Here is a 25,060-nt window from a genome sequence, read left to right as displayed (position 1 = left end):
GCCAAAGCATGCCAAAATGCTGGTATCTAGGCTCCCCAGAGCAAAAGGTTTTCCAGGAGTCCTAAGCTGTGGACGCGCGCTACAATCCCCAGGCCATTGAAAGGAAATGGCAGGCCCACTGGCGTGAAATTGGGTTGGATCGCACGCCAGAGCTAACAGCAGAAAGCCGCAAGTTCTATGCCCTGTCGATGTTCCCCTACCCCAGCGGCAGCCTGCACATGGGGCATGTGCGCAATTACACCATCACGGATGTCATTGCCCGCCACAAGCGGATGCAGGGGTATGCGGTGCTGCACCCCATGGGGTGGGACGCTTTTGGCTTGCCGGCAGAGAACGCCGCCATTGACCGGGGGATCCCGCCGGCCAAGTGGACCTACCAGAACATTGCCCAGATGCGGGATCAACTGCAGCGGCTGGGGCTTTCCTACGACTGGGAGCGGGAGATCACCACCTGCGCCCCCGACTACTACAAATGGACGCAGTGGCTGTTCCTGCAGTTTTTCAAGGCAGGCCTGGCCTACCAAAAGGAAGCGCCGGTGAACTGGGATCCCGTGGATCAGACCGTCCTGGCCAACGAGCAGGTGGATGCGGAAGGGAGATCCTGGAGATCTGGGGCTCGGGTGGAAAAGCGCCTCCTCAAGCAGTGGTTTCTCAAGATCACGGCCTATGCCGACCAACTCCTGGCTGACCTGGAGAAGCTCTCCGGCTGGCCAGAGCGGGTGCGCACCATGCAGGAGAACTGGATTGGCCAGTCGGTAGGGGCTAGAGTTCTCTTCAAAACCGAAACAGGGGAAGAGCTGCCGGTGTTTACCACCCGGCCTGATACCCTCTGGGGAGCCACCTTTATGGTGCTGGCGCCGGAGCATCCTTTGGTGGAGAAGCTCACCACCCCCGAGCAGCAGGCTGCCGTCAAAGCCTACCAGGCCGAGGCCGCTGCCCGCAGCGAGATCGAGCGCAGCGCTGAGGATCGGGAAAAGACGGGCGTCTGGACGGGCTCCTACGCCATCAACCCCGTCAACCAAGAGCGCATCCCCATTTGGATTGCCGACTACGTGTTGATGGGCTATGGCACAGGGGCCATCATGGCCGTGCCTGCCCACGACCAGCGGGACTTTGAGTTTGCCCGCAAGTTTGGCCTGCCCATCAAGCTGGTGGTGCAGCCGCCTCAGGGTGGGGTGGAGACTGCTGAAGATCTGCAGGCGGCCTGGACAGGGGAGGGGGTGTTGATAAACTCCGGCCCCTTGAACGGAATCCCGGTGGGCAAGGGCCCAGGGCAAAGTGTGGAAAGGGCCATCGCCTGGCTGGAGGACCAGGGGCTAGGGGAACGGCAGGTCAACTACCGCCTGCGCGACTGGCTTATCTCGCGGCAGCGCTACTGGGGCTGCCCCATCCCGGTCATCCACTGCCCCCATTGCGGCATTGTGCCGGTGCCGGAAGAAGATCTGCCAGTGCTCTTGCCAGAAGATGTAGAGCTGACGGGGCGAGGCGGATCCCCATTAGCCCAACTGGAGGAGTGGGTGAAGGTGAAATGCCCCACCTGTGGCGCAGAGGCCCGCCGGGAAACGGACACCATGGACACCTTCATCTGCTCGTCCTGGTATTTCCTGCGCTTTAGCGATCCCCGCAACGACCGCGAGATCTTCCGCAAGGATCTGGTCAACGCCTGGCTGCCGGTGGATCAGTACGTGGGTGGCATCGAGCACGCCATCTTGCACCTGCTCTACGCCCGCTTTTTCACCAAAGTGCTGCGGGATCTGGGGTTGCTGAATTTCGATGAGCCCTTCTCCCGCCTGCTAACCCAGGGGATGGTGCAGGCGCGCACTTACTACAACCCCAACAAGTCCGGCAAGGATCGCTGGATCCCCACAGCGCTGGTTAAGGATCCCAACGATCCGCGGGATCCCGAAACCGGCGAGCCTCTGCAAGTTATCTACGCTACGATGTCCAAATCCAAGGGCAACGGTGTGGATCCGGAAGAGGTGCTGGCCAACTATGGGGCAGACACGGCCCGCATGTTTATCCTCTTCAAGGCGCCACCGGAAAAGGACTTGGAATGGGACGATGCCGACGTGGAAGGGCAGTTCCGCTTTCTCAACCGCGTCTGGCGGCAGGTGTACGACTTTGTCAGTCGCGGTGGCGGGACGGCGTCCTTGCAGGCCAAAGTCGAGGTGGGATCCCTGACCAAGGCGGAAAGGGATCTGCGCCGCGCCGTCCACACGGCCATCAAGGAAGTCAGTGAGGATCTGGAGGAGTACCAGTTCAACACTGCCATTGCCGAGCTGATGAAGCTGAGCAATGCCCTAGCCGAGGCGGGGATCCCGGACTCGCCAGTTTATGCAGAAGGGATCCGCACCCTGGTCTTGCTCCTGGCGCCCTTTGCCCCCCACATTGCCGAAGAGCTGTGGCAGGCCCTAGGCGGTACCGACTCGGTGCATCGCCAGTCTTGGCCCAGCTACGACCCGGCGGTGCTGGTGGCCGATACGGTCACGATTGTGGTGCAGGTCAACGGCAAGCTGCGCGGCTCCTTTGAAGCCCCTGCCGATGTCACGCCGGAGGAGCAGGAGCGGCTGGCTCTGCAGTCGGAAGCGGCCCAGAAGTATCTCCAAGGGGCGACGCCGAAGAAGGTCGTCGTGGTGCCGAAGAAGCTGGTCAACGTGGTTGTCTAGCTCTCCGTTTGCTCAGGTAACCTCCCCCCCTGCATAGGCAAGACCCAGGAGCAGGGCTTAGGATACTGCCTTGGGGTTTAGTTCTTGTCTGCCTATGCGCAAGCGGTGGGTTCTCAAGCCGCAGCAGCTTCCTCTGCTGTGGATGGCCATTCAGCTAGCGGTCGGGATCCCTGCCCTGGCCCACCCCAGCAGCAGCTCTGCCAATCCTCCGGCTGCCCTTGAGGCTGCCACCCAGCGAGTTACCGAAATCCACGGCGGTGCTGGCCCCTGGGCGGTGGTGGGTTATCGCATGGGGATGCGGGCTCTCAAGGAGCTGGGCTTGGCAAGTCCCCTCCCCCCCACCTCCCCAAGTCGCGTTTTGGGGGTAGGGATTCACGCGTGGCCGCGGCAGATTGCCTTTGCCTGGATCGGGGATGGGTTGCACGGCGCCCCTGGGGCCCGCTTGGGCAAGGTGTACTTAAAGCTGGTGGAGGTGGACTCCCTAGACAAAATGCGCAGTGTCGTAATCCATCGAGAAACTGGCAAGCGGGTGGAGTTTCAAGTTTTGCCTGAGTTTATTGCTAAGTACCGAGAGGTGCCCCGAGAACGGCTCATGGCAGCGGGGCAGGAAGTTCTTCAAATGGCCGACGAGGCTCTTTTCCGTCTCACGATTAGACCCTAGCGCCGATCCCCCCCAGCAGGATGGGAACTCCAGGGCGGGAGAGATATGATGCCTAGCACGGCTTTCAAATCCGGCGCTGTGCTGCAACTGTGATGGCAGGATGCCCGCCTGCGGCTTCAGCTCAGGGCTTAGAGCCCTTCCGGGTCGCATGGAACAAAGAGCTGACATGAAAAAGACAGTTCTAGGCCTCAGCCTTGGGCTGGGAAGCTGGGTTTTGGGGATCCCAGTCTGGGCGCAAGCGGTCTTGGATACCGGCCTCAGCGCCGAGATTTTGAATCAAACCGTCACCACCCCGTTTCGCCGTCCCGACCTCTTGCGAGAGTCTTCCCGCCCCGTCTATGTCATCACCCGCCAGCAGATGCGCGAGCAAGGGGCAAGAACCGTGCAGGAAGCCCTGCGCTATCTGCCCGGCATCCTCAGCGATGGCACAGCCGGCAACCAGTTGGGAGCCCTCAGCTCTCAGTTCCTGCGAGGGGCGCGAACGGCCCAGGTGCTGGTGCTGTTGGATGGCCGCCCCCTCAACGATCTGGGTTTTTTCGGGGGGTTTGACCTCTCGCAAATCACCACCGATGTCGTCGAGCGAATTGAAGTCTCCCCCGGCGGCGGCTCTACCCTGTACGGCTCAGACGCTGTTGGCGGCGTCATCAACATCGTCACGGTGGAGCCCCAGCCAGAAACGGAGACGGTGGTGGAAGCGGCGGTCGGCAGCTATGGCCTCAATGAGCAAGGGATCCAAAGCCGCGGCCAAGGGCAGGAGCTGGGCTGGGTGCTCAGCTACCGTCGCCTGCAGAGCAACAACGACTTTCCCTTTACCATCCGGCGGCTAGGCAAGTCAGGCAGGCGGGAAAACTCGGCGGTGGAGTACCACAACTTGCAGGCCAAGCTCACCTGGCAACTGGCCGAAGACCAAGTCCTAACGGCAAACGCCCTCTACCTCAACAAAACCTTCCGCTTGCCCGGTAGCGTAGACTTTCCTTTTCCCGATGCCGAGCAAACCACCAACGACCTGCTGCTGGATCTCAGGTGGCTGTGGACTCAGGAAACAGGCTCTCTGCAAGCTCGGCTCTTTTTGGACGATCTCAACTACCGCTTCAGCGCCCCGCAAAGCCAGGGATCCCGCGACCTCATCCTGCGCGATAGCTGGGGATCCCAGCTCCAGTATGCTTGGAAAGCTGGCGAAAACCTAGAGGGAGTCTTGGGGGCAGACTATCGCTCTATCTCAGCCCGCAATACAACTTTTTCGTTTGCCAGGGGTTCTACCAATACCAACTACGACGATACGGTTAACCAGGGAGCCCTGTTTGCCCGCCTGGATTACAGCCCAGATCCCCGTTTCCACCTCGACTTAGGCATCCGCCAGGACTTCAGCAGTTTGGCCAGCGGCTCGGCTACCTCGCCTGCTCTAGGGATCCGCTGGGCTGTGGCGGAAGGCACCACCTTGAGGGCCAGCTATGCCAGCAGCTTTCGCACTCCCTTGATCTCGGAATTGTTCTTCCGGCTGCGCGGCTTTTTTGAAGTGGATGGCAACCCCAATCTCCGCCCAGAGCGAGGGGAAAGCTTTGACATTGGCTTAGATCAAACCTTGGGAGATTTTGGCCTGCTGCGCTTGACTGTTGCCCACAACCGCATCCGCGATGGCATCACCTTTGTCAGCCTTGGGCCGCGCCGGGGAACCTATGAAAATATTGGGCTGGTTGAATACACCGGCCTGGAGGCAGCTTTGGATGTGCGGCTGGGGGAAAACTGGATGCTTTTTGCCAACTACACCCTCAATGATCCCATCATCCGCGCTGCCCTTGACCCAGCTACAGTTGGCAAGCAGCTAGCCTTTGTGGGAGCCGATAGCCTGAACTTAGGCCTGACCTACCGCCACGAGCAAGGCTGGCACAGCTCAATTTTAGTCCATCACATTGGGAGCTTTTTTACCAACAACACCAACATAGAATCCCTGCCAGGCTACACCACCGTAGCTTGGCGAGGAGGGATCCCGTTGACTGAGGACCTAAGCCTAGAGATGGGGATCGACAACCTGCTAGACGAGCAGTATGAAGTTTTCCCCGGCTATCCCGGCGTTGGTCGCACGTTGAGGGTGAACTTGCGGGGGCAATTTTAGCAACATCTCAGGTTGTTTTTGAATTCTGGCTAACCATTTGTGGGGTGCTTCTAGTTTGGAAGCAACTGTATGGCGATCTCAACCAGAATTTCGACTCAAGCTGAGGCCAAACATTACCTTTGGGTTTGTACCACCTGCGGATCTCGCTGGGTCAACGGCCAAAAAGAAGGGACTAGCAAAGGAGAAATGCTTCTAGCCGCTTTGCAATCGCAGGTGCTCAATCCTCAATTGCAGCTTAAGCCAGTTGCCTGTATGAGCGGCTGCAGCCATGCTTGCGTGATTGCCCTGGCAGCCCCTGGAAAGATGACCTACGTGTTTGGAGATCTCGATCCCCAAGACGTAGAGCCAATCTTGCAAACAGCGAAGCTGTATTTGACAAAGCCCGATGGCGTCCTGCCCTGGGCAGAGCGCCCTCTTAAAAAGGGGGTGATTGCCCGCATTCCACCAGTCCAATAGGAGCAGCCTATGGCCGCTTTCAGCCCCTGGATCACGCCTCTAAACCAAAGTTGGCAGGAGATTTCCCCCACTGGCTGGATAACCCTCTACGAAGGGATCCCGGCTCACATCGACTGTCTTGGGCCGCTGCTCTATGAGCTCTTCCAGGAGCACTGGGCTGAGATCCAAGTGGGCTGTGTGGCCGAGGGAGGAGTGCTGGAAGCGGCCTTTACCAGTCCCCCTGCTTTCTGTGTGCTCTACGACGGCTACTTGACCGTGGCCACCGAAACTTGGCATTTGCATCTGTGTCTAGAAGAGCACCGGGGCGGCCCCTATGGCCGAACCCCCCTAGAACTGCGCCGCAAAAGATTGGTGAGCCGCGCCGCCCTCTATCGCCGCCTCAATCCGCAGCGCCAGCCTCGCCAATGGGGAATTCAATTTTGGAACGGGGCAGAGGAATCTCTGCTGCAGATCTTCTTGCCCAGTCCCTTTTTAGGGCCAGGAGAAGACTACCTGCCCGAAAGCAAAGCCAACTACCAAAAGCTCTCCCTCTATGAACGCCTGCGAGCCATTTATGTCGAGGGAAAAGGGCGGATCCCTTACGAGGATAACCCTCTCAAGCGGCCCTACTTGGCGGTTTGCCGCTCCAGCCGCTGCTATCCTTCCCGCAACTATCAACCGGTTGTGGAAGCCCTGCAATCTGCCCTGCAAGAAGCCAATTTAGATATTCGGGTCATTACTTCCGGATGTCTAGAAGTCTGTCAGGAAGGCTCTGTGGTTTTCTACTCTGGCGACCGCACTTGGTACAAGCGGGTTACACCTCCAGTAGCGCGGCAAATTGTCCAGGAGCATCTGCTAAAGAACTGCCCCCTGAAAGCTCACCTTTTTCCCGGAGATTAGCCTATGGCCAGTCTGCAATCCCTTGTGCAGTCCATCCCCAAACCTCGCCGCTGGATTCCAGTTGCCATTTGGCTACGGGCTGCCCAAGACTTAGCCTGTGGCCGATTTTGGCCCAGCCTATTTACCACCATTGGCTGCCTTAGCAACATTGCCTATACCTGTACGCTGCCTTTTGTAACCGTTGGCATCATTGCGGGCACCACGTTAACTCGCCAAAGGGCAATAGTTAGCGCCTCGATGATTTGGCTAGCCAACCAAATCTTTGGCTATGTCTGGCACAACTATCCCCGCACGCTTGACTCTTTTGCCTGGGGGGTGGTCTTGGGGATCGGCACGGTGGGAGCGGTCCTGCTAGCCAGCTACCGCCCTCTCTTCTTCCAGCCCCACCCTCTCCGAGCCGGACGATGGCTGTGGAATTATCTTTGGATCCCAGCCATGCTCATCCTGGGTTTTCTTGCTTTTGAAGGGCTGATCTTGGCAGCCGGCCTAGTTTTGGGAGGGACAGAGGGTTTGACCCTACCTATTCTCGGCAAGATCTGGGTGGATAACTGGCTGTGGACGAGCTTTTGGCTTGGGATTCATACTCTTTTGGTGTGGGACAGGGCACTTGACATTCTCCCTGCCATAAAAGGCAGGGATTCTTTCTCAGACAGCAGGATGGCTCCTACCGGCTGAGCTACAAAGCGCTCCGCGCCGCCGTAGGCGAAAGAGCATGAGGCTGAAACCTCAACCCTATGGGGGATGCCATAACCCCAACTACTGGGCCCAAGCCCAGATACGTTCTGCGAAGGTTGAGTGCTCCCACCCCGTCGCGATGAAACTCAAACCCACACCCACACCTATACACACGGCCTCTCGGCTTGTTCCTCTTGTTGCAAGCAGGACAGGTTTGAGAGCTGTACCGCTCATCCAGTAGCACAACTTTCATTCCCAGTCGTTCAGCCTTGTAGGTGATGTGGTGCCGAGTTTGGCCATGCAACATCTGGTGGAGCTTTTGGTTCAACCTTGTGCCGTAATCAGCAGACACCCTGATATTCCGAATGTCCCCAATTACAACGGTCTGGACGCCCCTTGCATACAGCGTCGAGACAAGTCTTGTAGTTTGCTTGTGCAAAATATCTCGAATCTGGTCATTTAACCTCGCCAGCTGCTTTCGCCCAGAAGCTAAAACTCTCCTGTAACGCCTTGAGCCACGCCTCTTTCTGGCAAGCAGCCTTGACAGAGTAGATTTCAGCTTGTTCTGGTAGCGGCGCTTGGAACGCAGCAGCCTGCCATTGGCGATGTAGGTGTTCTCCCCATCATGGGCAACGGCAAGGTGAATCTCACCCAGATCCACACCGGCAACACCGCTTTCTTTCCTCTCTTCTTTGGGGCGCGCATCACTCAATTTGTAGCAAGCCCTTAGCTCGTATTGCCTGCCGTCCCAGCCAATTTCTACCCAGACAGGCGTATCCCAAGCCCAAGGAATGACCAAAGGCTCGTTGCCTTTTCCGTTGGACAACCGCAACTTTCCATTTACGACTTTGATGGCTGAAGCTTTCCATTGGATTTTGTAATAGTACCGTCGGCGTCGAGGTGGGCGAGCATTGGGATCAGTTTTGCGGCGTTCTCGCCACGACTTTAGGGAGGCAAAGAAACTTTGGACAACAGCATCCGCACTGTGGGCGTGAAGTCTGTTTTCAGGATCACTGGGAAACCAACGCATGAGCGTGGCAGGCTTCAACCAAAGACCTTTCTTGCGGACGACGCGCCAAAAACTGACGAGTGTCTGGGAGTACAGCTCGCCTGCCGCCCTGCTCAAAAGTTGTAGTTGTTCCGAGACTCCCAGCTTGAGCTTGCGGACAAAGTACATGCAAAAAATTGTCTTTCTGCTATCTAGAGCATTATACAAAAAGCCGCTCCCAAGGTCGGGGCTTGAAACCCAGTTTTATTGGTCACTTAGGTTTTCCGCACTAACCCAAATGTTCCAAGCTCAACCTCAGGAAGCTGTGAGACTTCTCTCAATGCCGCCGGCGCCTCAGACCAATTGAGAGTGTTTTTCCGTGCAGCCCTATCGTTCTCAAGCTGTCGAAGGGCGCTGCACTATGGCTGTCGGAGCAGGCTGCCGACGAGGGCCGGGCGAAGAACCGCCTCTTAGTGGAGCTGGCTAGCGGCAAAATCCTCTAAGACCTTCGGGCCTTGGAGCACGCCTGTGTAGCCAAGAAATCTGGACACCGCCGCGATGGCGAACTAGCCTAAAGGCAACTTCTCTTTCCATGCTGTTTCGTGGGGTGGGATCCATGCTTAGGCCCAGTCTTTTGCTTTCCGGATCGGCCCTGGTGGGCTTGCTGTCTTGGCTGTGCTTGAACGGCGAGTGTGGTTGGCTGGCCTCGCTGCGCAAGGGGCAGGCCACGGAAGGTCTCTCTGTGCCCCTCTTGCAGGAAGCTCAGTTGCCGCGATTTAAAGACAAGCCAGGTCCTGAACCTTTGCTTCGGCGGCAGGCTCAATGGCAAGCCCGGGCACGAGAGCTTGAGCAGCGCTCCCAGGCTCATCAACTGCTCCTGCAGCTAGGGCCATTCATTGAGCAGGAGCCAGGAAATGCGCGGCTCTATCTCCAGCGGGCCCAGTACCTCTGGGAGTATTCGCAGGTGGGCGAGCCAGAGCAGACAGCTGCTGACCATCTAGTGCTCAGGGCTCTGCGGGATCTGGACATTGCCATTGCTTTGGATCCCTATTTGCCTGAGGCTTATTTGCTTAAGGCCAGGATTCAGCACGAGCATTTTGGAGAGCTGGAGCAGGCTTTGGCAACCTTGTCTCCCTTGGATCGCATTGCCTATCGCAACCCCCAACTCCACTTGTTGCGCTCCCGCATTTGGGCCGAGCAAGGGCATTTGGAATCAGCATTTGATGTAGCTAACCTGGCCATTGAACTAGCCGAACAAAATCAAAACATCGCCGATCTCTTCGATGCCTACATTCATCGCGGCCTGATGTGGGGGAGCATCTGCAATTTCCAACTAGCCGTTGCCGATTTCAGCCGGGCGATTGAGCTGCAGCCGCAGCGGGCTGAAGGGTACTACCACCGGGGCATGGCGCGCGCCTACCAGGGAGAAGACAAGGCTGGCGCCGCCGCGGATCTGGAAAGCGCCTTGAGTCTGTGGCGGTCTGCGGGCACGGGATCCCCAAAACTGCTGCAGTATGTGGAGGCGGTGCGGCAAGACCTCTTGCAACAGCCGTAGCCCCGCTTAGCTTGCGACTAGAGAGGGTAAAAAGTTCGGCTTAGGAGGAGAACGGCTTCGCTCCATTTGAGGGAGGGGAGTTGCTGACTTTTTTAGACCTGGGGGTGCCCCTGCGGGGAGCATCCCTAGAGGGTTCCTTGCCCTCTCCTGCCAGTGGCTCTGGGGAAGCCGACCTCCTGACGCAGTCAGGCGGTTTCGAGGAACTGCCGCGGCTGGCCGAACGTAGTCCTCGATGAGGCGGCTTTGCTCACTCGGGTAGCGCCCAAGATCCCGGCCTCAGCCTTCCCCAGGCCCAGTCTTGGCTGGGTCGAGAGAAGCTGCCGGATCTTGCCGATCTCGCTCAGATAGCGGCTCAGAGAGATCCAGAGGGTTGAAGCGGTTCATCGCCGCCCTCAATCCTTCTTGCAAGCAACACTCCACTGCCTCCACTGCCGCCCTTAGAACCCGCTCCAGCACTGCCTGCTCAGTAGGTTCAAACCTTCCCAAAACATGCCCAACCATGTCTTGGTTGCCCTTAGGTCTGCCCACGCCCAGGCGCAAGCGAGGGAAGGCTTCGCTGCCCAGGTGCTGAATGACAGACTTCATGCCGTTATGCCCGCCGGCGGAGCCAGATCCCCGCAGTCGCAGGCGACCCAGAGGCAAGTCTGCATCATCGTAGACCACCAGCACCGACCTGGGATCCAACTTGTACCAATCCAGGACTGCCCGCACCGCCTCGCCAGAGCGATTCATATAAGTCGCCGGCTTGAGCAGGCGCCGCTTGCCCCCCAGGGCAAAACCTTCTCCGTAGCTGCCTTGGAACTGCTTTTCCAGAGCTAATGGGATCCCCCAGCGCTCTGCCAACCGATCCACTACCATAAAGCCGCAGTTGTGGCGGGTGTTGGCATACTGCGGGCCAGGATTGCCTAGGCCAACGATGAGCTGGAGGGCAACCTCATCTAGCTGCTGGGTCTTGACCTGGGTCACAGCGTCTCTCGCTTCCACAGGTAAAGTAGGGTAGCAGAGTTACTTTGGATTGGCGACCCCCAGCCTCCCAACTTGGAGCAGCGGCAGGATCCCTGCCAGAGCTCTAACCCCGCTTCCCTGAGAACACTTGTAACCCACCGGAGGATCAGGTTATGTCCCATGGGCCTTTCGCCTTCGATCTCTCTCCTGGCGAAGCCAAATTCGAGGCTGCTGCTGCCTTGCGCCTGAGTCAGCGGCTGATCCAAGTGGGGATCGCCCTTTCTTCGGAAACGGATTTAAGGCGCCTGCTGGAACTGATTGTCGCCCAAGCCCGCGAGCTAACCTGCTGTGATGGCGCTAGCCTGTTCATCCGGGAGGGAGAAGAGTTGCGCTTTTTCGTGGTCAACCGCAACGAGGAGCTGCAGGATCTGCGCCTGCCCCTTGCTCCTTCCAGCATTGTGGGCTATGTGGTGCTCACGGGGGAGAGCTTGAATCTGCCGGACGTCTATCGCTTGCCAGCGGGCTTGCCCTATGCCTTCAACTCCCAAGTCGATCAGCAGACCGGCTACCGCACCCGCTCTTTGCTCACGGTGCCGATGCGGGATCCCTCAGGAAATATCCTTGGCGCCCTGCAACTCTTGAACCGTCTCAGGCCGGATTGCCCTGCCAACCTAGCGCCCAACCAGGTGGCTGACTGGAGCCAGCCGTTTTCTGAGCTGGAAGTCCGGGTGGCAGAAGCCCTGGCTTCCCAGGCGGCGGTTGCCTACCAAAATGTGCGCTTGCGGGAAGAGCTGAAAGCCGCTCACCTGGAAACGATTTTCTGTCTAGCTCAGGCTGCCGAATACCGGGATCAGGACACCTCTTTTCACCTCAAGCGGATGAGCCACTACTCCCGCATCATTGCCAAACAGTTGGGCCTCTCCAGCCATGAACAAGAGCTGATCTTCTATGCCAGCCCCCTGCACGATGTGGGCAAAATCGGGATCCCGGATGCCATCTTGCGGAAGCCAGGCCCCCTCACCCCCGAAGAGCGTCTAATTATGAACCGCCACCCCGAGATTGGCTACGAGATCCTCAGTAAATCGGACTCGGAGCTGATGAAAAAAAGCGCCATCATTGCCCTCACCCACCACGAGAAGTTCGACGGCAGCGGCTACCCGCGGGGCCTTAAGGGAGAAGAGATCCCGCTAGAAGGGCGGATTGTGGCCTTGGCCGACGTGTTCGACGCTTTAGCTAGCCGCCGCCCCTACAAAGAAGCTTGGGATCTGTCAGATATCTTTCGCTTCGTGGAAAGCCAAAGCGGTAGCCACTTCGATCCCCAAGTGGTGGCAGCTTTCAACCGTGGTCGCAGCGAAATCCTTGAGGTCTACCACCGCTACCAAGAACCTCGCTAAGTTCAGATCGCTCCAGCCCCTGGGGTCAGGACAGCTTCCTTGCCCGTCCGTAAAAACCACAAAAAAGAGTCTCCTTCCGTATAACCCGGGACAGAGCTGTAGTCAGGAAACCAGATCCCAAGTCAAACTAAAGGTAACTAGACCCTCCTTTTGCTGGGCCTTAGAAAAGCCGAGGAGAGGTAGGTCCCTGTTTTCCTCTATACATAGCACACTATTGACCACTTGTCTCTACCGAGCCTGTGCTGAGGATCCCTAGGATGACTACCCTGACGAATCCGCCCACTCCCACCCTATCGATCCACACCAAACTGCGCGATCTGGCGCTAGTGGATTTTCAGGTAAGTGAGTCCACCCCCTGCGAGAACGTGGTGCGCCGCCTGGAAGACGACCCCACCCTTTCAGGGGTAGTCGTGTTGGACGAGCAGTCGCAGGTGCGGGGGATGCTGACTCGGCGTGCCATTTTGGAGTGGATGCTGAGCAAACCCTATGGCCTGGAGGTGTTTTTGAAGCGGCCCATCAGCTCCCTAGCAGAGTTCCAGGGCCAGGGTTTTCTCCTTTTGCCCGGCGACTGCGATGTCATTGAGGCGGCCAGCCAGGCTTTCCGGCGGCCCCAGGAGACTATCTACGACCCGGTGGTGGTAGAAGTCGGCCCCCAAGACTATCGCCTTTTGGATGTGCCGGTGTTGTTGGTGGCTCAGTCCCAGGTACATCTAGCCACCCAGCGGAAGCTCGAAGAACAGCAGGAGGAGATGAAACGGATCCTGGCCGAGCTGGAGCAGGAGAAAAACCGCAGCCTCCAGTATGCCCGCGATCTGGAGCGGCAGAAAGCCGAGATCCTCAGCCAGAACATTGCTTTGGAGCGGGAGCGACGCCAGGCCCAGCAGCGCTCGGAAGAACTGGCCCGCCTCAACGCTCGCATCATCGGGATCAGCTCGGTGCTCTCGGAGAAGGGCAAATCCACCTTTGCCGCCACCTTTGCTGGGGTAGAGGCGGTGCGCCGCCTATTTCAGGAAATTGCCGACAGCAACCAGGAGCTATCCCGCGAGCTCAAAGAAATCAACACCATCGTCGACGTGATCGTAGAGGTGGCGGGCTACATTCGTCTGCTCTCCTTTAACGCGGCTGTAGAGGCCAACCGCAGCGGTGGGGGCGGGGGTTTTGGCGCCATTGCCCAGGAGATCCGCAAGTTGGCGGGGCGCACTACCGAGGCCAGCAACCGCATCCGCGGCCTGGCAGATCGCATCCAACGCCAAAGCCAAGCCACCCTGCAATCGGCCCAGGCCAGCGCCGAGGTGGTGCAATCCCTCTACCAGCAAGCCCAGTCGGCCCAGGTGGCCCTGGAGGAGTTGCAAGCTTTGTTGGAGCAAGCTCGGATTTAGTCTGAATACGATAGATAGCTACCTCCTTCTGGAGGTCGGGAAGTTAAGATGAGATTCTGGACGGGGTCCAAAAGTATGAGACAGTGTTCGTAAGCCTATGGAACTGGCCGAGCTGAAACGCAGCTTAGAATCGCTCACGGCGCGCCTGAGCACTGCTCAGGACTACCTTTGACCTGCCTTGCCTGGAACAGCAGATCGCCATTCTGGAGCAGGAAGCCTCCCAGCCGCAATTTTGGAACGATGTAGAGGCAGCTCGTCGCCACCTAAAGCAGCTCAACAGCCTCAAGGCCTCCTGGGAGCAGGTCCACCGCTGGAAAGCCCGCCTGGAAGAGGTCGCCACTGCCCTGGAGCTCCTGCAAGAAGAAGCCGATTCGGAGCTCTTGGCCGAGACAGCGGGATCTCTAGCCGCGGTGGAGCGAGAGTTAAGCCAATGGGAGCTGCAGCAACTGCTTTCAGGGCCCTACGACAAAAACGGCGCCGTCCTCACCATCACTGCTGGAGCCGGAGGAACCGATGCCCAGGACTGGGCGGCGATGCTGCTGAGGATGTACACCCGCTGGGCAGAGAACCAGGGCTACAAGGTTACCCTTTCGGACTACTCGGAAGGGGCAGAGGCGGGCATCAAGTCAGCCACGCTGTTGATTGAGGGGCCCTATGCCTACGGGTATCTTTCCGCGGAGAAGGGCAACCACCGCATGGAGCGCATCAGCCCCTTCAACGCCAACGGCAAGCGCCAGACTAGCTTTGCCGGCGTTGAGGTCATGCCCATCCTCGAGGAAGAGAACGAGTTTGAGCTGCGGATGGAGGATCTGGAGTTCGAGACCTGCCGTTCGGGAGGGGCAGGAGGCCAAAACGTCAACAAGGTGGAAACGGCGGTGCGGGTTATCCACAAGCCCACCGGCATTGCCGTGCGCTGCAGCGAGGAGCGTTCCCAACTGCAAAACAAGGAGCGGGCCATCCAGATCCTCAAGGCAAAGCTCCTCGAAATCGAGGAGGAAAAGCGCCGGCAAAAGTTGGCCGAGATCCGCGGCGAGATCGTGACCCAGGGCTTTGGGGGTCGGATTCGCACCTACACCTTCGATCCCTACAAGTTAATCAAAGACCACCGCACCAACGCCGAAACCACCAACGTCGAGGCGTTTATGAACGGCGAGCCGGAGGAGCTGATGCACTTCATCCAGGCCTACCTACGGCAGGAACACGCCAAGCAAGCCGCCGCAGTCTAGGGCTGGCTGTGGCGCTCCCACACCGCTTGCATCCAAGCGGCCCGCTCGTGGGGCGAGAGCTTGAGCAGGTCCAGGGGATCCCCCTCCTGGAAAAGCTCCCCCACCCCCCATCCCACGGCCCTGGGGCAGGCGGTTTTTACTTGCAGGGATCCCGCCCAAGCTAGCCCATGCCAAGCGCCGATAGGGGTTTCTAGGGCTGAGGAGAACACCAGATCCAAGCCCGGGTGTTGGCTGAGGTAGTCTCTAAGGGCGAGACCCGATCCCATCAAAGAGGGTTTGACCACCAGGATCCCTTGCCAGCCCGAGCGATGGACAGCTTGCAACTGCTCCAGGCCGACCACCGACTCATCCAGGGCAATGGGGGTTTGAAACTCGCGGCTAAGTTGGATTAAGTCAGCGTACTGCTCTGGCGGCAAAGGCTGCTCGAAGAACTCGATCTTGCCCGGCCACTCTCGATTGATCCGGTCGCAGAGATCCAGCCACTGCCGCGCCTCTGCTAAAGTCAAGCCGCCGTTGGCATCTAGCCGCAGCCGGGATCCCGCAGGCAACTGCTCCAGCCAGCTTTCTAGCTTCTTCCACTCCGCTGCGAAGGGATCCATTCCCACCTTGCCCTTGTAAACTGGGTAGGAGCCGGAGGGGGTGTCTTTCCCCAAAAGCCCACAAAAGGAAAGACCGGAGAGATCCCTATCTAGCCAGCCAGGATCCCGACAGGCCAGCCAGGCGCATTCCAGCCCAAAGCGGGTAGCAGGCAGCGCTGCCGGGATCTCCTTGATCTGCGCCTCCGAGAGCTCAGCCGGCAACTGCCGACAAAAGGCCAGGGCCTCCTCGAGGGTCTCACTGCCCAGCCAAGGAATGGGGGCTACCTCCCCGTAGCCCTGCTGCCCTGTCTCCAGGTCTGTCAGGCGGATTAGGATCCCTTCGCGGGTAGACCAGAGACCGTAGCGGGTGCGCAGGGGCTGCCGGAAAGGTTGCTGATAGCAGCAAACTTCAAGGCGGGCCAGCAATTTTCCGATCCCTGGGAACCCTGACCAAGAGCCATCTTACAGGCGGCAGAGCTGGGGTAGGTGCTAGTCCGATTTAGCGGCTAAAGCGAAGGTTTCTCCGGGAGGCACCCATGAAGGAGCGCACTCCAGAGAGGCGAAGGCGCTTGGAGGAGGTTTTAAGGCGGAGGCAGCCGGATCTCACGGTGCTTCTAGAGAACGTCCACAAACCCCACAATCTTTCCGCCATCCTGCGCACCTGCGATGCTGTGGGGGTGCTCAGAGTTCACGCCGTGAACCCCACGGAGGGTGTGCCCACTTTCAACGAGACCAGCAGCGGCAGCCACAAGTGGGTCTACCTCAAGGTTCACCCCACCACGGAAGAGGCCTTCCAGCACCTTCGGGAAAAAGGCTTCCAAATCTATGCCACTGCCTTGAAGGAGGGGGCCCGCAGCTACCGACAGGTGGACTACACCAAGCCCACCGCCATCGTCTTGGGAGCGGAGAAGTGGGGGGTTTCTGAGCAGGCCTTGGCCCTAGCTGACGCGCTCATCCACATCCCCATGCTGGGCATGGTGCAGAGCCTAAATGTCTCGGTGGCAGCAGCCGTGATTCTCTTTGAGGCTCAAAGACAAAGGCTCGAAGCAGGGCTTTACGACGCACCCCGCCTGGATCCCGAACTTTACCAGCAGATTTTGGAGGACTGGCTTATGAAGTAAATTTCCAAGGATCCCTCCGCAAAGCCCAGCAGGACAAGGAAGGCAAGGCCACTTTGCCCCCAGCTAGTCGCAAGGGGCGCTTGCAAAAGGGTTGCTGCCGTTTGGGTGCATAGACGGAGTTCTCTCCCAGCGGCAAAGGGGTGGTTTAATGTAGAGACTAGTGAGCAGCAGTTGCCCCTATGCCGGAGACTTTCCTCTACAGCGCCTTGCGTGCCGCTCTTGACGAAGAAATGGCCCGGGATCCCAACGTGTTTGTTTTGGGAGAAGATGTAGGCCACTACGGCGGCTCCTACAAAGTGACCAAAGACCTATACCGCAAGTACGGGGAGATGCGCCTCCTGGACACCCCCATTTGCGAAAACAGCTTCACCGGCCTTGCCATTGGGGCAGCGATAACCGGCTTGCGCCCGGTGGTGGAAGGGATGAACATGGGTTTTCTACTGCTGGCTTTTAACCAGATTGCCAACAATGCCGGCATGCTGCGCTACATGTCTGGCGGCAACTTCAAGGTCCCGATTGTCATCCGCGGACCTGGCGGCGTGGGCCGGCAGTTGGGGGCCGAGCACTCGCAGCGGCTGGAGGCCTACTTTCAAGCAGTGCCGGGGCTGAAGATCGTTGCCTGTTCCACTCCCTACAACGCCAAAGGTCTGCTCAAGTCGGCCATCCGCGACGACAACCCCGTCCTCTTCTTCGAACATGTTCTTCTCTACAACGTGAAGGGAGAGGTGCCAGAGGAGGAGTACCTTTTGCCCTTGAATAAGGCGGAAGTTGTCCGCTCTGGATCCGACGTTACCCTCCTCACCTACTCCCGTATGCGCTACCACGTGCTCAAGGCTGTGGATACCCTGGTAGCGCAGGAGATTGATCCTGAGGTGATTGATTTGATCTCCCTCAAGCCGCTGGATATGGAGACCATTGCAGCTTCGGTGCGCAAAACGCACCGAGTGATCATTGTGGAGGAAGATGTAAAAACTGGCGGCATTGGGGCAGAGCTGACTGCGCGTATCATGGAAGAACTCTTCGACGAGCTGGATGCGCCAGTGGTGCGCCTGGCTTCCCAAGACATTCCCACTCCTTACAACGGCACCTTGGAAGCAGCCACCATTGTGCAGCCAGAAGATATTGTGGCAGCTGTGGAGCGGCTCCTCTACGCTTAAAACGCTTGCTAAATAGCGCCAAAAATTTCTCAAGTCCTCTGGGTGGCCTTGCTAAGATTTCCGTGGCAGGGATCCCGGGATATGCAGGGCGTACTGCTGATCCTCTACATGCTGTTTGTCAGTGGCCTGATTGCCGTGGTTGGGGATCGGGTGGGGTATCGCATTGGCAAAAAGCGCCTAACCTGGTTTAACCTCCGCCCTCGCCACACAGCCATTTTGGTAGCCGTGATTACGGGGGTGAGCATCTCAGCCCTGACCCTGGGCACGCTGCTGCTTCTAAACCGCTCGCTGTCAGAAGCCCTTTTTAGCTACACCAACCAAATTGCTCGGGCTAGGCAAGAGCTGCAGGCCCTCAATCGCCAAAAAGCTTGGCTGGAGACCGAGAATGCTGCCCTCAGGGCCGAGCGGGATCGCCTGCGGCTAGATCTGGATCGATTTCGCAGCCAGCAGTCGGCAGCCCAAACCCGCCTGAGTGAAGTTCAGGATCAACTGGCCGCAGCCCTGCAGGCCCGGCAGGAGGCCGAAGCCAAGCTGGCGGCAACCCAAGAGCAGCTGGCCCAGGTGCAGCCTAAGCTGGAGCAGGCCCAAGTAGAGCTGGCGGCGGTTAAGAAGGAGGTGGAATCGGCGCAGCAAACCATCGCCACCCTAAAGTCCCAAAAGCAGACCTTGCAGTTGGATCGGGATCAACTGGAGCGCTCCCTGGAGGCGGCGCAGGCAGCCCTAAACCAACTGGAGACCCAGAAAAACCAGCTCGAGGGGGAAATTGCCCAGCTCAGCCAGTTGGCAGTGCGGCTGCGGCGGGGCGAGCTTGCCATCTTGGCAGGCGAAGTCTTAGCTACAGGGGTAGTTCAGACCCCTGCCGGGGCAAAGCCAGAGACAGTCCGGCAGCAGTTTGAGCAACTGTTGGCGCAGGCAGAACAGCGGGCGCTGGCGCTGGGATCCCAGCCTATACCTCCTCTAGAAAACGCCATCCTCATCCGCCGCGAGGATGCGGATCGAGCTTTGAAAAAGCTACAAGAAGCCGGCAGCTGGGCGGTGCGCATCCTCTCTCTCACCAACCGGCTCAAGGGTGAGCCTGTGCCTGTGGTGGTTCAGATTTACCCCAACCAGCGCCTCTTCGCCAAGGGGTCGGTGCTGGCCCAAGGAGTGATCCAGCCGGGCCTCAGCGAAAGTGAAATCCAGCAGCGGCTGCTGGAGCTGCTAAACGAGGCCAACCAGCGCTCCCAAGAAAAAGGTCTCCTTGCAGATCCCATCACTGGCACTGTTGGAGAGTTCTCCCAGGTCAAGTTTTTGGAAGTGGTGCAGCAGCTGCGCCAAAGCACCACCCCTCTGGATGTGAAGCTGGTGGCTGATGCCGACATCTACACGGCAGGGCCGCTGCGGGTGAGTTTTCTCATGGCGCAAGCCTCCAGCCAACACGGCCCTGCTCCCGCTCAGCTAAGAGGGCGCAGGGAGGGGTGAGGGTCAAGAAGATGGAGCGGGTATTAGTGGGTTTTGATCCAGGGCGGGACAAGTGCGGCCTTGCGGTTGTGCAAACCCAGCCAGCCTGGCAAGTTTTGCACCGGGAGGTGGTTCCTGCCCAAGAGGCCCTGCCCAGGTTGGGGGCTCTCTGGCAGCAGTTTGGAGCAGAGCGGCTCATCCTGGGGGATCAGACGACGGCGCGGCAGTGGAAGTCTCAACTGGAGCTGCTTCTTCCGCCGCACCAGATTGTCCTGGTGGACGAACGCCACAGCTCGGAAGAAGCCCGGCGGCGCTACTGGGAGGTTTACCGGCCGCGGTGGTGGCAGCACCTACTGCCCAAAGGGCTGCGACTGCCGGACAGGGCCTACGATGATCTGGTGGCCTTGATTCTGGTGGAGCGGTACTGGCGTGGGCAAAAGACAGCTAAGCCGACGTGAATTCCTCCTCCTAGCCGGGCTAGCGGTGGCCGGCTGTGGCGGGCCCAGTGCCCATTTGCCCCTCATCCTCGCCCTCAAGCCGGGGATCCCTCAGAGCTTAGTCAGCGAGTTTCGCCGTCGCACTCGGGCCCGCTTTCGGTTGCAGCTGGTGGATGAGCGAAGCCAGTTGTTGGCTTACCTGCGCCAAAGCCTTCAGCCACCCCAGCCCTCCTGGGGGCCTTTTGGCCAACGACTGCCGGTGCCAGCTCTCAGCCTGCTGGGGGCCGACGCTTTGGATTGGGCTCTGGCTGCCGGCTGGCTGGATCCCTTGCCGCGCAGTCTCTTGGGAGAACGCTGGCAGCAGTTGCATCCCCGTTGGCAAGCAGCAGCCCTGCGGGAGGGGCAGATCTGGGGTGTGCCCTGGCGCTGGGGGGTGACGGCCATTGCCTACCGCCGGGACCGGGTCAGCAAACCCCTCCAGGACTGGGCCGACCTGTGGCGGCCTGAGTTGGCTGGCAAGATCACGCTGCCGGATCACCCACGCGAGGTGATTGGGCTGACCCTAAAAAAGATGGGCCGCTCCTACAACGATCCCCTCGATCCGGAAGAAACCGAGTTGCGACGGGAGCTGGGATCCCTGCACCGTCAAGTTTTGGCCTATACCTCCGCTGACTATTTGCCCATGTTGCGCCTGGCCGATAGCTGGGTAGCTGTGGGCTGGTCGCAAGATCTCTACGCCACCCAGGCCAACTACCCCGAGTTGGAGGTGGTGATCCCGGCCTCGGGATCTGCTGTCTGGTGGGATGTCTGGGTGCGGCCTCGGGCTGCCCAGCCTCTCCCTGAAGAGCTGCAGGCGGAGCTGCCATCCCTGCTGGTCAACTGGATTGACTTTGTCTTAAATCCCGAGTTTGCCCCTCGCCTCGTCAATTTAAGCGGGATCCCTTCAGTGTTACCGCTGGACTTGAACCAACTTTCCCTGCGGCTGCGCCGCCGGCCCGACTTCCACCCCTCCACCTGGGAACGGGCCGAGATCTGGCGGCCCTTGAGCCTGGCCGAAGCCGAGTCCTACCTCCGCCTCTGGGATCAGATGCGGCGCGGCCTCCTGTAGCTTGACCGCTTTTACTTGACCTTTTTGCTCTTTCTACCCGACTTGGGCTTGTCCTGGACGGCCGATTCGGCTTCTCGATCTAAGCTCTCCCCAGAGGCAGAGGCTGGTTCCGACTCTGGAGCGGCAACTGTGGCGGTTTCTGTGGCTACTCCTGAAGGGGGTTCTGCCACAGCCTCAGCTGGGGCTGTAGAAGCCTCAAGGCTGGCTGCTGCCAGTACCGACCCAGCCTTTTCTTCGAAGTCTTCGCCTTTAGCCCCGACGGGAAGGGGGGGTGCCTCGGTGGGATTGCCCTCGCTATCGACCCAGTTGACCGTGGTTTGAGACTTCAACCAGGCCATCACCTTACGAGTAAGCAAATTTTCGTAAATGACCTGGCGTGTCCGCTCCCGATCCAGCTTGTGGCCCTGCTGAGCGTAGGCTTTCATCACCGCTTCCATTTCCACTTCCAATTCAGTGGGGCCGACGGCAATTTGCTCCTGCCGGACGATGGCGCTGAGAGCAAAGGCGCGGCGCAGCCGGTCGATGGCCTCAGCTCGGTGGCGCTCCCTCAATTGGTTGAGAGTCTCAGGTGGCAGTTGAGCCAGGAGCTTGCGGATTTCTCCCGGGGCAACCCTTGCTTGCTGCTGCAGCGACTGCAGGTCTTGAGCTAGCAGCTGCGTTATCTCTTGCTCAACAAGGCTATCAGGCAGATCCACCTCGGTGGTTGCCAAAATGGCGTTGAGGATGGCCGTTTCAAGGTTTTCTTCGGATTGTCTTAGGGCATCTTGCTCAAGGCGCTTTTGCAGGTGTTCCCGCAGCTCCGCCACCGTCTGGAAGTTGCTGACTTCCTGGACAAAGGCATCGTCTAGCTCCGGCAGCTCTTTGGTTTTGATCTCCTTGAGGCAGACGGTAAAGGTAACCGTTTTCCCAGCCAGCTCTTTTCTAAAGTAATCCTCGGGCAGGGTGGCAGTGATCTCCTTAGTCTCGTCGAGCTGCATGCCCACAACGCCTGCTACAAAGCCGGGAATGAAGTTTTCCTCTTTCAGCTCCAGTTGCAAGTCTTGGGCGGCAAGCTCCTTGAGGGGATTGCCCTCGGCGTCGCGGGCTTGGAAATCCAGCACCACCACGTCCCCCAACTGGGCAGGCCGATCCTCCACAGGCAAGAGGGTAGCCCGCTGATCTCGCAGCTTTTCGATGAGGCGGTCGACTTCCTCAGGCTTGACGTCAACCCGGGTTGCCGTAACCGTCAGCCCTTTGTACTGGCCAACGCGAGCCTCAGGGTACACTTCCACATACCCTGAGAAGCTGAACTCGGCTTCTGGGTTAAAGCGCTCCAGAAGCTGCTTCACCTCTTCATCCAGCTCAAACTGGCCGATGGGGGTGACTTGAGCCTCCTGGAGAACCTCCTGGATAGCCTCCTGGATTAGGTCGTCGATAGCACTGGCAATAACCCTCTCGCGGCCCACCTGGCGCACTACCAGGTTGCGAGGGGCCTTGCCCTTGCGAAACCCCGGGATCTGGATGTTCCGCTCCAGTTGGCGCAGGGTTTTTTCGTAAGAGCGCTTAACCCGGTCAGCTTCCACCACGATCTTGAAGCCAAGCCGGCTACCAGGGCGCTTTTCTTGAGTAACCTGCATAGGTGCTAGTGCAAAGGCAAATGGAGGCTCAATTGTACCGCAAAGATCCAGGGATTATGCTAATGGGCGGTCTAGGCAGGGGATCCCTCGGTGGTCACTTCCTTAACCTCTTGGAGGTCTTCCTGAGGCTCAGCTCGTTTGCTGGGGGGCAGTTGCTTAACTTTGGCCTCCAGCTCCACCACCATTTCCTTCAGCTCGCTGATGGCCACTTCCTTCTCTTGCAGTTGCCGATTTTTCTCGCGGGCTTCGAGGCTAAATTGCAGCCGCATCCAGAGGCCATAGATCCAGGCCAAGGCAGCGCCAATCCCAGCAGAAGCCAAAAGCTCAATCACTAGCGGGCTCTCGATGCTGACGCCAGGGGCAAAGGTAATCGTTACCGGGTTGGCGTTTTGCATGGCAAAGAGGGCCACACCCAGGAGGGCCGAGAAAAAGATTAGGTAGTTAAACAGACGCATGCCGTTTTCCTCAAATCAAAGGTATCCACGACGACTTGCCAGCACCAGAGTCAATGGGGCGACGGACCTAAAAGAACCAGCCGTAGCTGTGTAAGCCTTTGCCCAAAAAGTTCACTCCCAGGTAACAAACCCAAACCACCCCAAAACCCAAGCTGGCTAGAAGCGCAGGACGCCTGCCCTGCCAGCCCTTGGTGATGCGGGCGTGTAGATAGGCAGCAAAAACCAACCAGGTAATCAAGGCCCAGGTTTCCTTGGGATCCCAGCTCCAGTAGGTACCCCAGGCCTCGTTGGCCCAGACGGCCCCGGCAATAATGCCAATGGTAAGCAGCGGAAAGCCCAGCCCGATGAAGCGGTAGCTGGTGTTGTCTAAGATCTCGGCCAGGCTCAGTTGTTGCCGAGGGATCCCTTCTGGAGTCGGCTGGGGAGGAAGTTCAGTCCTGGCACGGGCTATCAGCTCCGGCTGGACTGCAGCTTGGGACGGGCGAAATTGCAGGCCAAGGGAGTTGCCCTTGAGCTGTACCTCCTGGCCACGGGTGAGGATGAGAAAGGCCATGGCCAACAGGGAGCCCACCAAGAGGGCTGCGTAGGCCAACAGCATGACGCTGACATGCATCATCAGCCAGTTGGACTGCAGAGCTGGCACCAGCGGCTGGGCTGCCTGCATATCCTCCGGCAAGGCCAAGGCGGCAAAGGCAACAATGCCTGTCGCTAATGGGGCAGTCATCACTCCCACCCAACGGCGGCGAGTCCACTGGAGAGCCACTAGGTGCAAGGCGGTGATCCCCCAGGCCAAGAAAAACAAAGACTCGTACAAATTGCTCAAAGGGAAGTAGCCGGCATCGATCCAGCGGGCCGTCAACAGAGCAGCTATTGTCAAGTTGGCCCCCACCATTCCTGCCAAGCCCAGTTCGGCCAAAAGGGGCACTTGGGGAAAAGCTGCCCCACCCCAGTAAAAGAGCATAGCCCCCAGACAAATGGCAAAGGCCAGGGTGTTGAGGAGAGCTTGCCACTGAGTGAGATCCAAGCCCGCGAGCGCTATCGTCGCTGCCAAGCAACTCATAGATGACCCCAAAGCTTTTCCGGACAGGACCAAGCCTGCCGATCCCATTCTAGGGCGGGGAAGGGATCCTCCCCAAAGGACACATCCTGGTAATGTGAGGATGGCTTGTCTGCGGCTTGGCAAGTGTTGGAATGGGAGGCTCATGCAAGAACACGCGGGAAGTGCCAGCTTGAAGGCATGGGGATTGAGATGGTGGATGGTGCTGTTGGCAGCTTTGGTGCTGGTTGGCTGTGCGGGATCTGTGCCCAAGCAACCCCAGGAGCACCAGCCACCTCAGCTCGAGCGGGTGCCAACGCCAACAGAAATTGCCAAGCTGGATGCCTACTTGCAGCACTATCGCCCGCAGGTGCAGATCCTCAGCCCACAACCTGGCGAGATCTTGCCAGAGCGCCAGGTCACGGTTCGCTTTGCAGTACGAGGGTACCCGATTTTTAAGGATCCGCAACTGGGTCTTGGTCCCCATTTGCATGTGGTTCTGGACAACCAGCCTTACATTTCTCACTACGACGCTGATGCCCCTCTTGTTTTTGAGGATTTGGAACCGGGATCCCATACGCTGCGGGTGTTTGCTGTCAAGCCCTGGCACGAGAGCTTTAAAAACTCCGAAGCCTACGCTCAAGTCAGCTTCCATGTGCTAGCTCCCACGCCAGAATACGTGCCGCAGCCGCAGTTGCCTCTTCTCACCTACAGCTCTCCCAGCGGCAGCTACGGAGCTGAGCCAATCCTGGTCGATTTTTGGCTCGCCAATGCCCCCGTGCGGGAGAGCTTGCTGGCTGACCTACCCCGTGACTGGCGCATCCGCTACACTCTCAACGGTCAGTCTGGCCTGCTGGATCGCTGGGAGTCTTTTTACCTGAAGGGCTGGAAGCCTGGCCGCAACGTGATGGTAGTGGAGCTGGTTGACAGCAAAGGGGATCCCATCCGCAATGTGTTGAACAGCGCCGCCCGCGAGATCACCTACACCCCCGGGGGCCAAGATACCCTCTCCAAGCTGATCCGAGGAGAGCTGAAAGCGGAAGAGGCCCTGGCTATCGTACAGCCCCAGCCTACCCCGACTCCGACGCCTACCCCTACTCCGACACCCACGCCCACCCCGACACCAACACCCACAACCACACTCAGGCAAACCCCCCCTCCCGCATCCACGCCGT

General features: G+C 58.9%; 22 protein-coding genes. 16 read left to right on the top strand and 6 right to left on the bottom strand.

The window, feature by feature from the left end:
- The first annotated feature begins 68 nt into the window (after positions 1-68).
- The 6 genes from leuS to NW808_RS01410 all read left to right on the top strand — a co-directional run bounded on the left by leuS (position 69) and on the right by NW808_RS01410 (position 7,450).
- Positions 69-2,666: a leucine--tRNA ligase gene (gene leuS, locus NW808_RS01435; RefSeq protein WP_414420037.1), complete on the top strand. Its 2,598-nt coding sequence runs from the start codon at positions 69-71 to the stop codon at positions 2,664-2,666.
- Positions 2,667-2,760: 94 nt separating this feature from the next.
- On the top strand, positions 2,761-3,327 hold the full coding sequence (locus NW808_RS01430) for an FmdE family protein (protein WP_414420036.1): 567 nt from the start codon (positions 2,761-2,763) through the stop codon (positions 3,325-3,327).
- A gap of 166 nt (positions 3,328-3,493) precedes the next feature.
- On the top strand, positions 3,494-5,440 hold the full coding sequence (locus NW808_RS01425) for a TonB-dependent receptor plug domain-containing protein (protein ID WP_414420035.1): 1,947 nt from the start codon (positions 3,494-3,496) through the stop codon (positions 5,438-5,440).
- A gap of 69 nt (positions 5,441-5,509) precedes the next feature.
- A complete protein-coding gene (locus NW808_RS01420) occupies positions 5,510-5,896 on the top strand; it encodes a DUF1636 domain-containing protein (RefSeq protein WP_414420034.1) in 387 nt (128 codons plus the stop codon).
- Between the two features lie 9 nt (positions 5,897-5,905).
- Entirely contained in the window at positions 5,906-6,775 is an 870-nt protein-coding gene (locus NW808_RS01415) for a (2Fe-2S) ferredoxin domain-containing protein (RefSeq protein ID WP_414420033.1), read from the top strand.
- Between the two features lie 3 nt (positions 6,776-6,778).
- Positions 6,779-7,450, top strand: coding sequence for a hypothetical protein (locus NW808_RS01410; protein WP_414420032.1), 672 nt, complete (start codon positions 6,779-6,781; stop codon positions 7,448-7,450).
- A gap of 1 nt (position 7,451) precedes the next feature.
- Here NW808_RS01410 and NW808_RS01405 read toward each other — a convergent pair whose 3' ends face one another.
- The gene (locus tag NW808_RS01405) at positions 7,452-8,627 is read right to left on the bottom strand and encodes an RNA-guided endonuclease InsQ/TnpB family protein (protein ID WP_414420031.1); all 1,176 of its coding nucleotides are present in this window, start codon (positions 8,625-8,627) and stop codon (positions 7,452-7,454) included.
- A 403-nt stretch (positions 8,628-9,030) separates the two neighbouring features.
- Here NW808_RS01405 and NW808_RS01400 point away from each other — a divergent pair, with 403 nt between their 5' ends.
- Entirely contained in the window at positions 9,031-9,993 is a 963-nt protein-coding gene (locus NW808_RS01400; RefSeq protein ID WP_414420030.1) for a hypothetical protein, read from the top strand.
- Positions 9,994-10,269: 276 nt separating this feature from the next.
- On the opposite strand, the gene pth is transcribed toward NW808_RS01400, so the two are convergent.
- Positions 10,270-10,959 carry an aminoacyl-tRNA hydrolase gene (pth, locus tag NW808_RS01395; RefSeq protein WP_414404993.1) on the bottom strand — a complete coding sequence of 230 codons (690 nt, stop codon included), beginning with the start codon at positions 10,957-10,959 and terminating at the stop codon, positions 10,270-10,272.
- A gap of 152 nt (positions 10,960-11,111) precedes the next feature.
- Here pth and NW808_RS01390 point away from each other — a divergent pair, with 152 nt between their 5' ends.
- From NW808_RS01390 to prfB, 3 genes are all read left to right on the top strand, one after another.
- Complete coding sequence (locus NW808_RS01390) at positions 11,112-12,332, top strand: HD domain-containing phosphohydrolase (RefSeq protein WP_414420029.1); 1,221 nt, start codon at positions 11,112-11,114, stop codon at positions 12,330-12,332.
- Between the two features lie 257 nt (positions 12,333-12,589).
- A complete protein-coding gene (locus NW808_RS01385) occupies positions 12,590-13,711 on the top strand; it encodes a methyl-accepting chemotaxis protein (protein ID WP_414420028.1) in 1,122 nt (373 codons plus the stop codon).
- Positions 13,712-13,808: 97 nt separating this feature from the next.
- A protein-coding gene (gene prfB, locus NW808_RS01380; RefSeq protein WP_414420027.1) for a peptide chain release factor 2 occupies positions 13,809-14,937 on the top strand; the annotation gives its coding sequence in 2 pieces (ribosomal slippage) (positions 13,809-13,880 and positions 13,882-14,937; 1,128 coding nt in all).
- On the opposite strand, the gene NW808_RS01375 is transcribed toward prfB, so the two are convergent.
- Positions 14,934-15,941: an o-succinylbenzoate synthase gene (locus tag NW808_RS01375; protein WP_414420026.1), complete on the bottom strand. Its 1,008-nt coding sequence runs from the start codon at positions 15,939-15,941 to the stop codon at positions 14,934-14,936. The two genes, prfB and NW808_RS01375, sit on opposite strands and share 4 nt — an antisense overlap.
- A 110-nt stretch (positions 15,942-16,051) precedes the next feature.
- Here NW808_RS01375 and trmH point away from each other — a divergent pair, with 110 nt between their 5' ends.
- From trmH to NW808_RS01350, 5 genes are all read left to right on the top strand, one after another.
- The gene (gene trmH / locus NW808_RS01370; protein WP_414409999.1) at positions 16,052-16,636 is read left to right on the top strand and encodes a tRNA (guanosine(18)-2'-O)-methyltransferase TrmH; all 585 of its coding nucleotides are present in this window, start codon (positions 16,052-16,054) and stop codon (positions 16,634-16,636) included.
- A gap of 179 nt (positions 16,637-16,815) precedes the next feature.
- Entirely contained in the window at positions 16,816-17,793 is a 978-nt protein-coding gene (locus NW808_RS01365; protein WP_414409998.1) for an alpha-ketoacid dehydrogenase subunit beta, read from the top strand.
- 81 nt (positions 17,794-17,874) lie between these two features.
- Positions 17,875-19,254: a DUF3084 domain-containing protein gene (locus NW808_RS01360; RefSeq protein ID WP_414420025.1), complete on the top strand. Its 1,380-nt coding sequence runs from the start codon at positions 17,875-17,877 to the stop codon at positions 19,252-19,254.
- Between the two features lie 11 nt (positions 19,255-19,265).
- A complete protein-coding gene (locus NW808_RS01355) occupies positions 19,266-19,691 on the top strand; it encodes a resolvase (RefSeq protein WP_414409996.1) in 426 nt (141 codons plus the stop codon).
- Positions 19,663-20,778 carry an extracellular solute-binding protein gene (locus tag NW808_RS01350; RefSeq protein ID WP_414420024.1) on the top strand — a complete coding sequence of 372 codons (1,116 nt, stop codon included), beginning with the start codon at positions 19,663-19,665 and terminating at the stop codon, positions 20,776-20,778. The genes NW808_RS01355 and NW808_RS01350 overlap by 29 nt, the downstream gene beginning before the upstream one ends.
- Before the next feature lie 11 nt (positions 20,779-20,789).
- Here the strand turns inward: NW808_RS01350 and tig are convergent, their stop codons facing one another.
- From tig to ccsB, 3 genes are all read right to left on the bottom strand, one after another.
- Entirely contained in the window at positions 20,790-22,394 is a 1,605-nt protein-coding gene (gene tig / locus NW808_RS01345) for a trigger factor (RefSeq protein WP_414420023.1), read from the bottom strand.
- 71 nt (positions 22,395-22,465) lie between these two features.
- Complete coding sequence (locus NW808_RS01340) at positions 22,466-22,849, bottom strand: LapA family protein (RefSeq protein WP_414396221.1); 384 nt, start codon at positions 22,847-22,849, stop codon at positions 22,466-22,468.
- 67 nt (positions 22,850-22,916) lie between these two features.
- The gene (gene ccsB, locus NW808_RS01335; RefSeq protein ID WP_414405062.1) at positions 22,917-23,873 is read right to left on the bottom strand and encodes a c-type cytochrome biogenesis protein CcsB; all 957 of its coding nucleotides are present in this window, start codon (positions 23,871-23,873) and stop codon (positions 22,917-22,919) included.
- 232 nt (positions 23,874-24,105) lie between these two features.
- Here ccsB and NW808_RS01330 point away from each other — a divergent pair.
- Positions 24,106-25,060 (top strand): hypothetical protein (locus NW808_RS01330; protein WP_414420022.1); only part of this gene is annotated, 955 nt, incomplete at its 3' end.

The organism is Synechococcus sp. W70.1 (assembly GCF_047461515.1).
Classification (GTDB): domain Bacteria; phylum Cyanobacteriota; class Cyanobacteriia; order Thermostichales; family Thermostichaceae; genus Thermostichus.
Note: the sequence above shows the minus strand (reverse complement) of the source record. Positions and strands in the feature narration are given on the sequence as shown.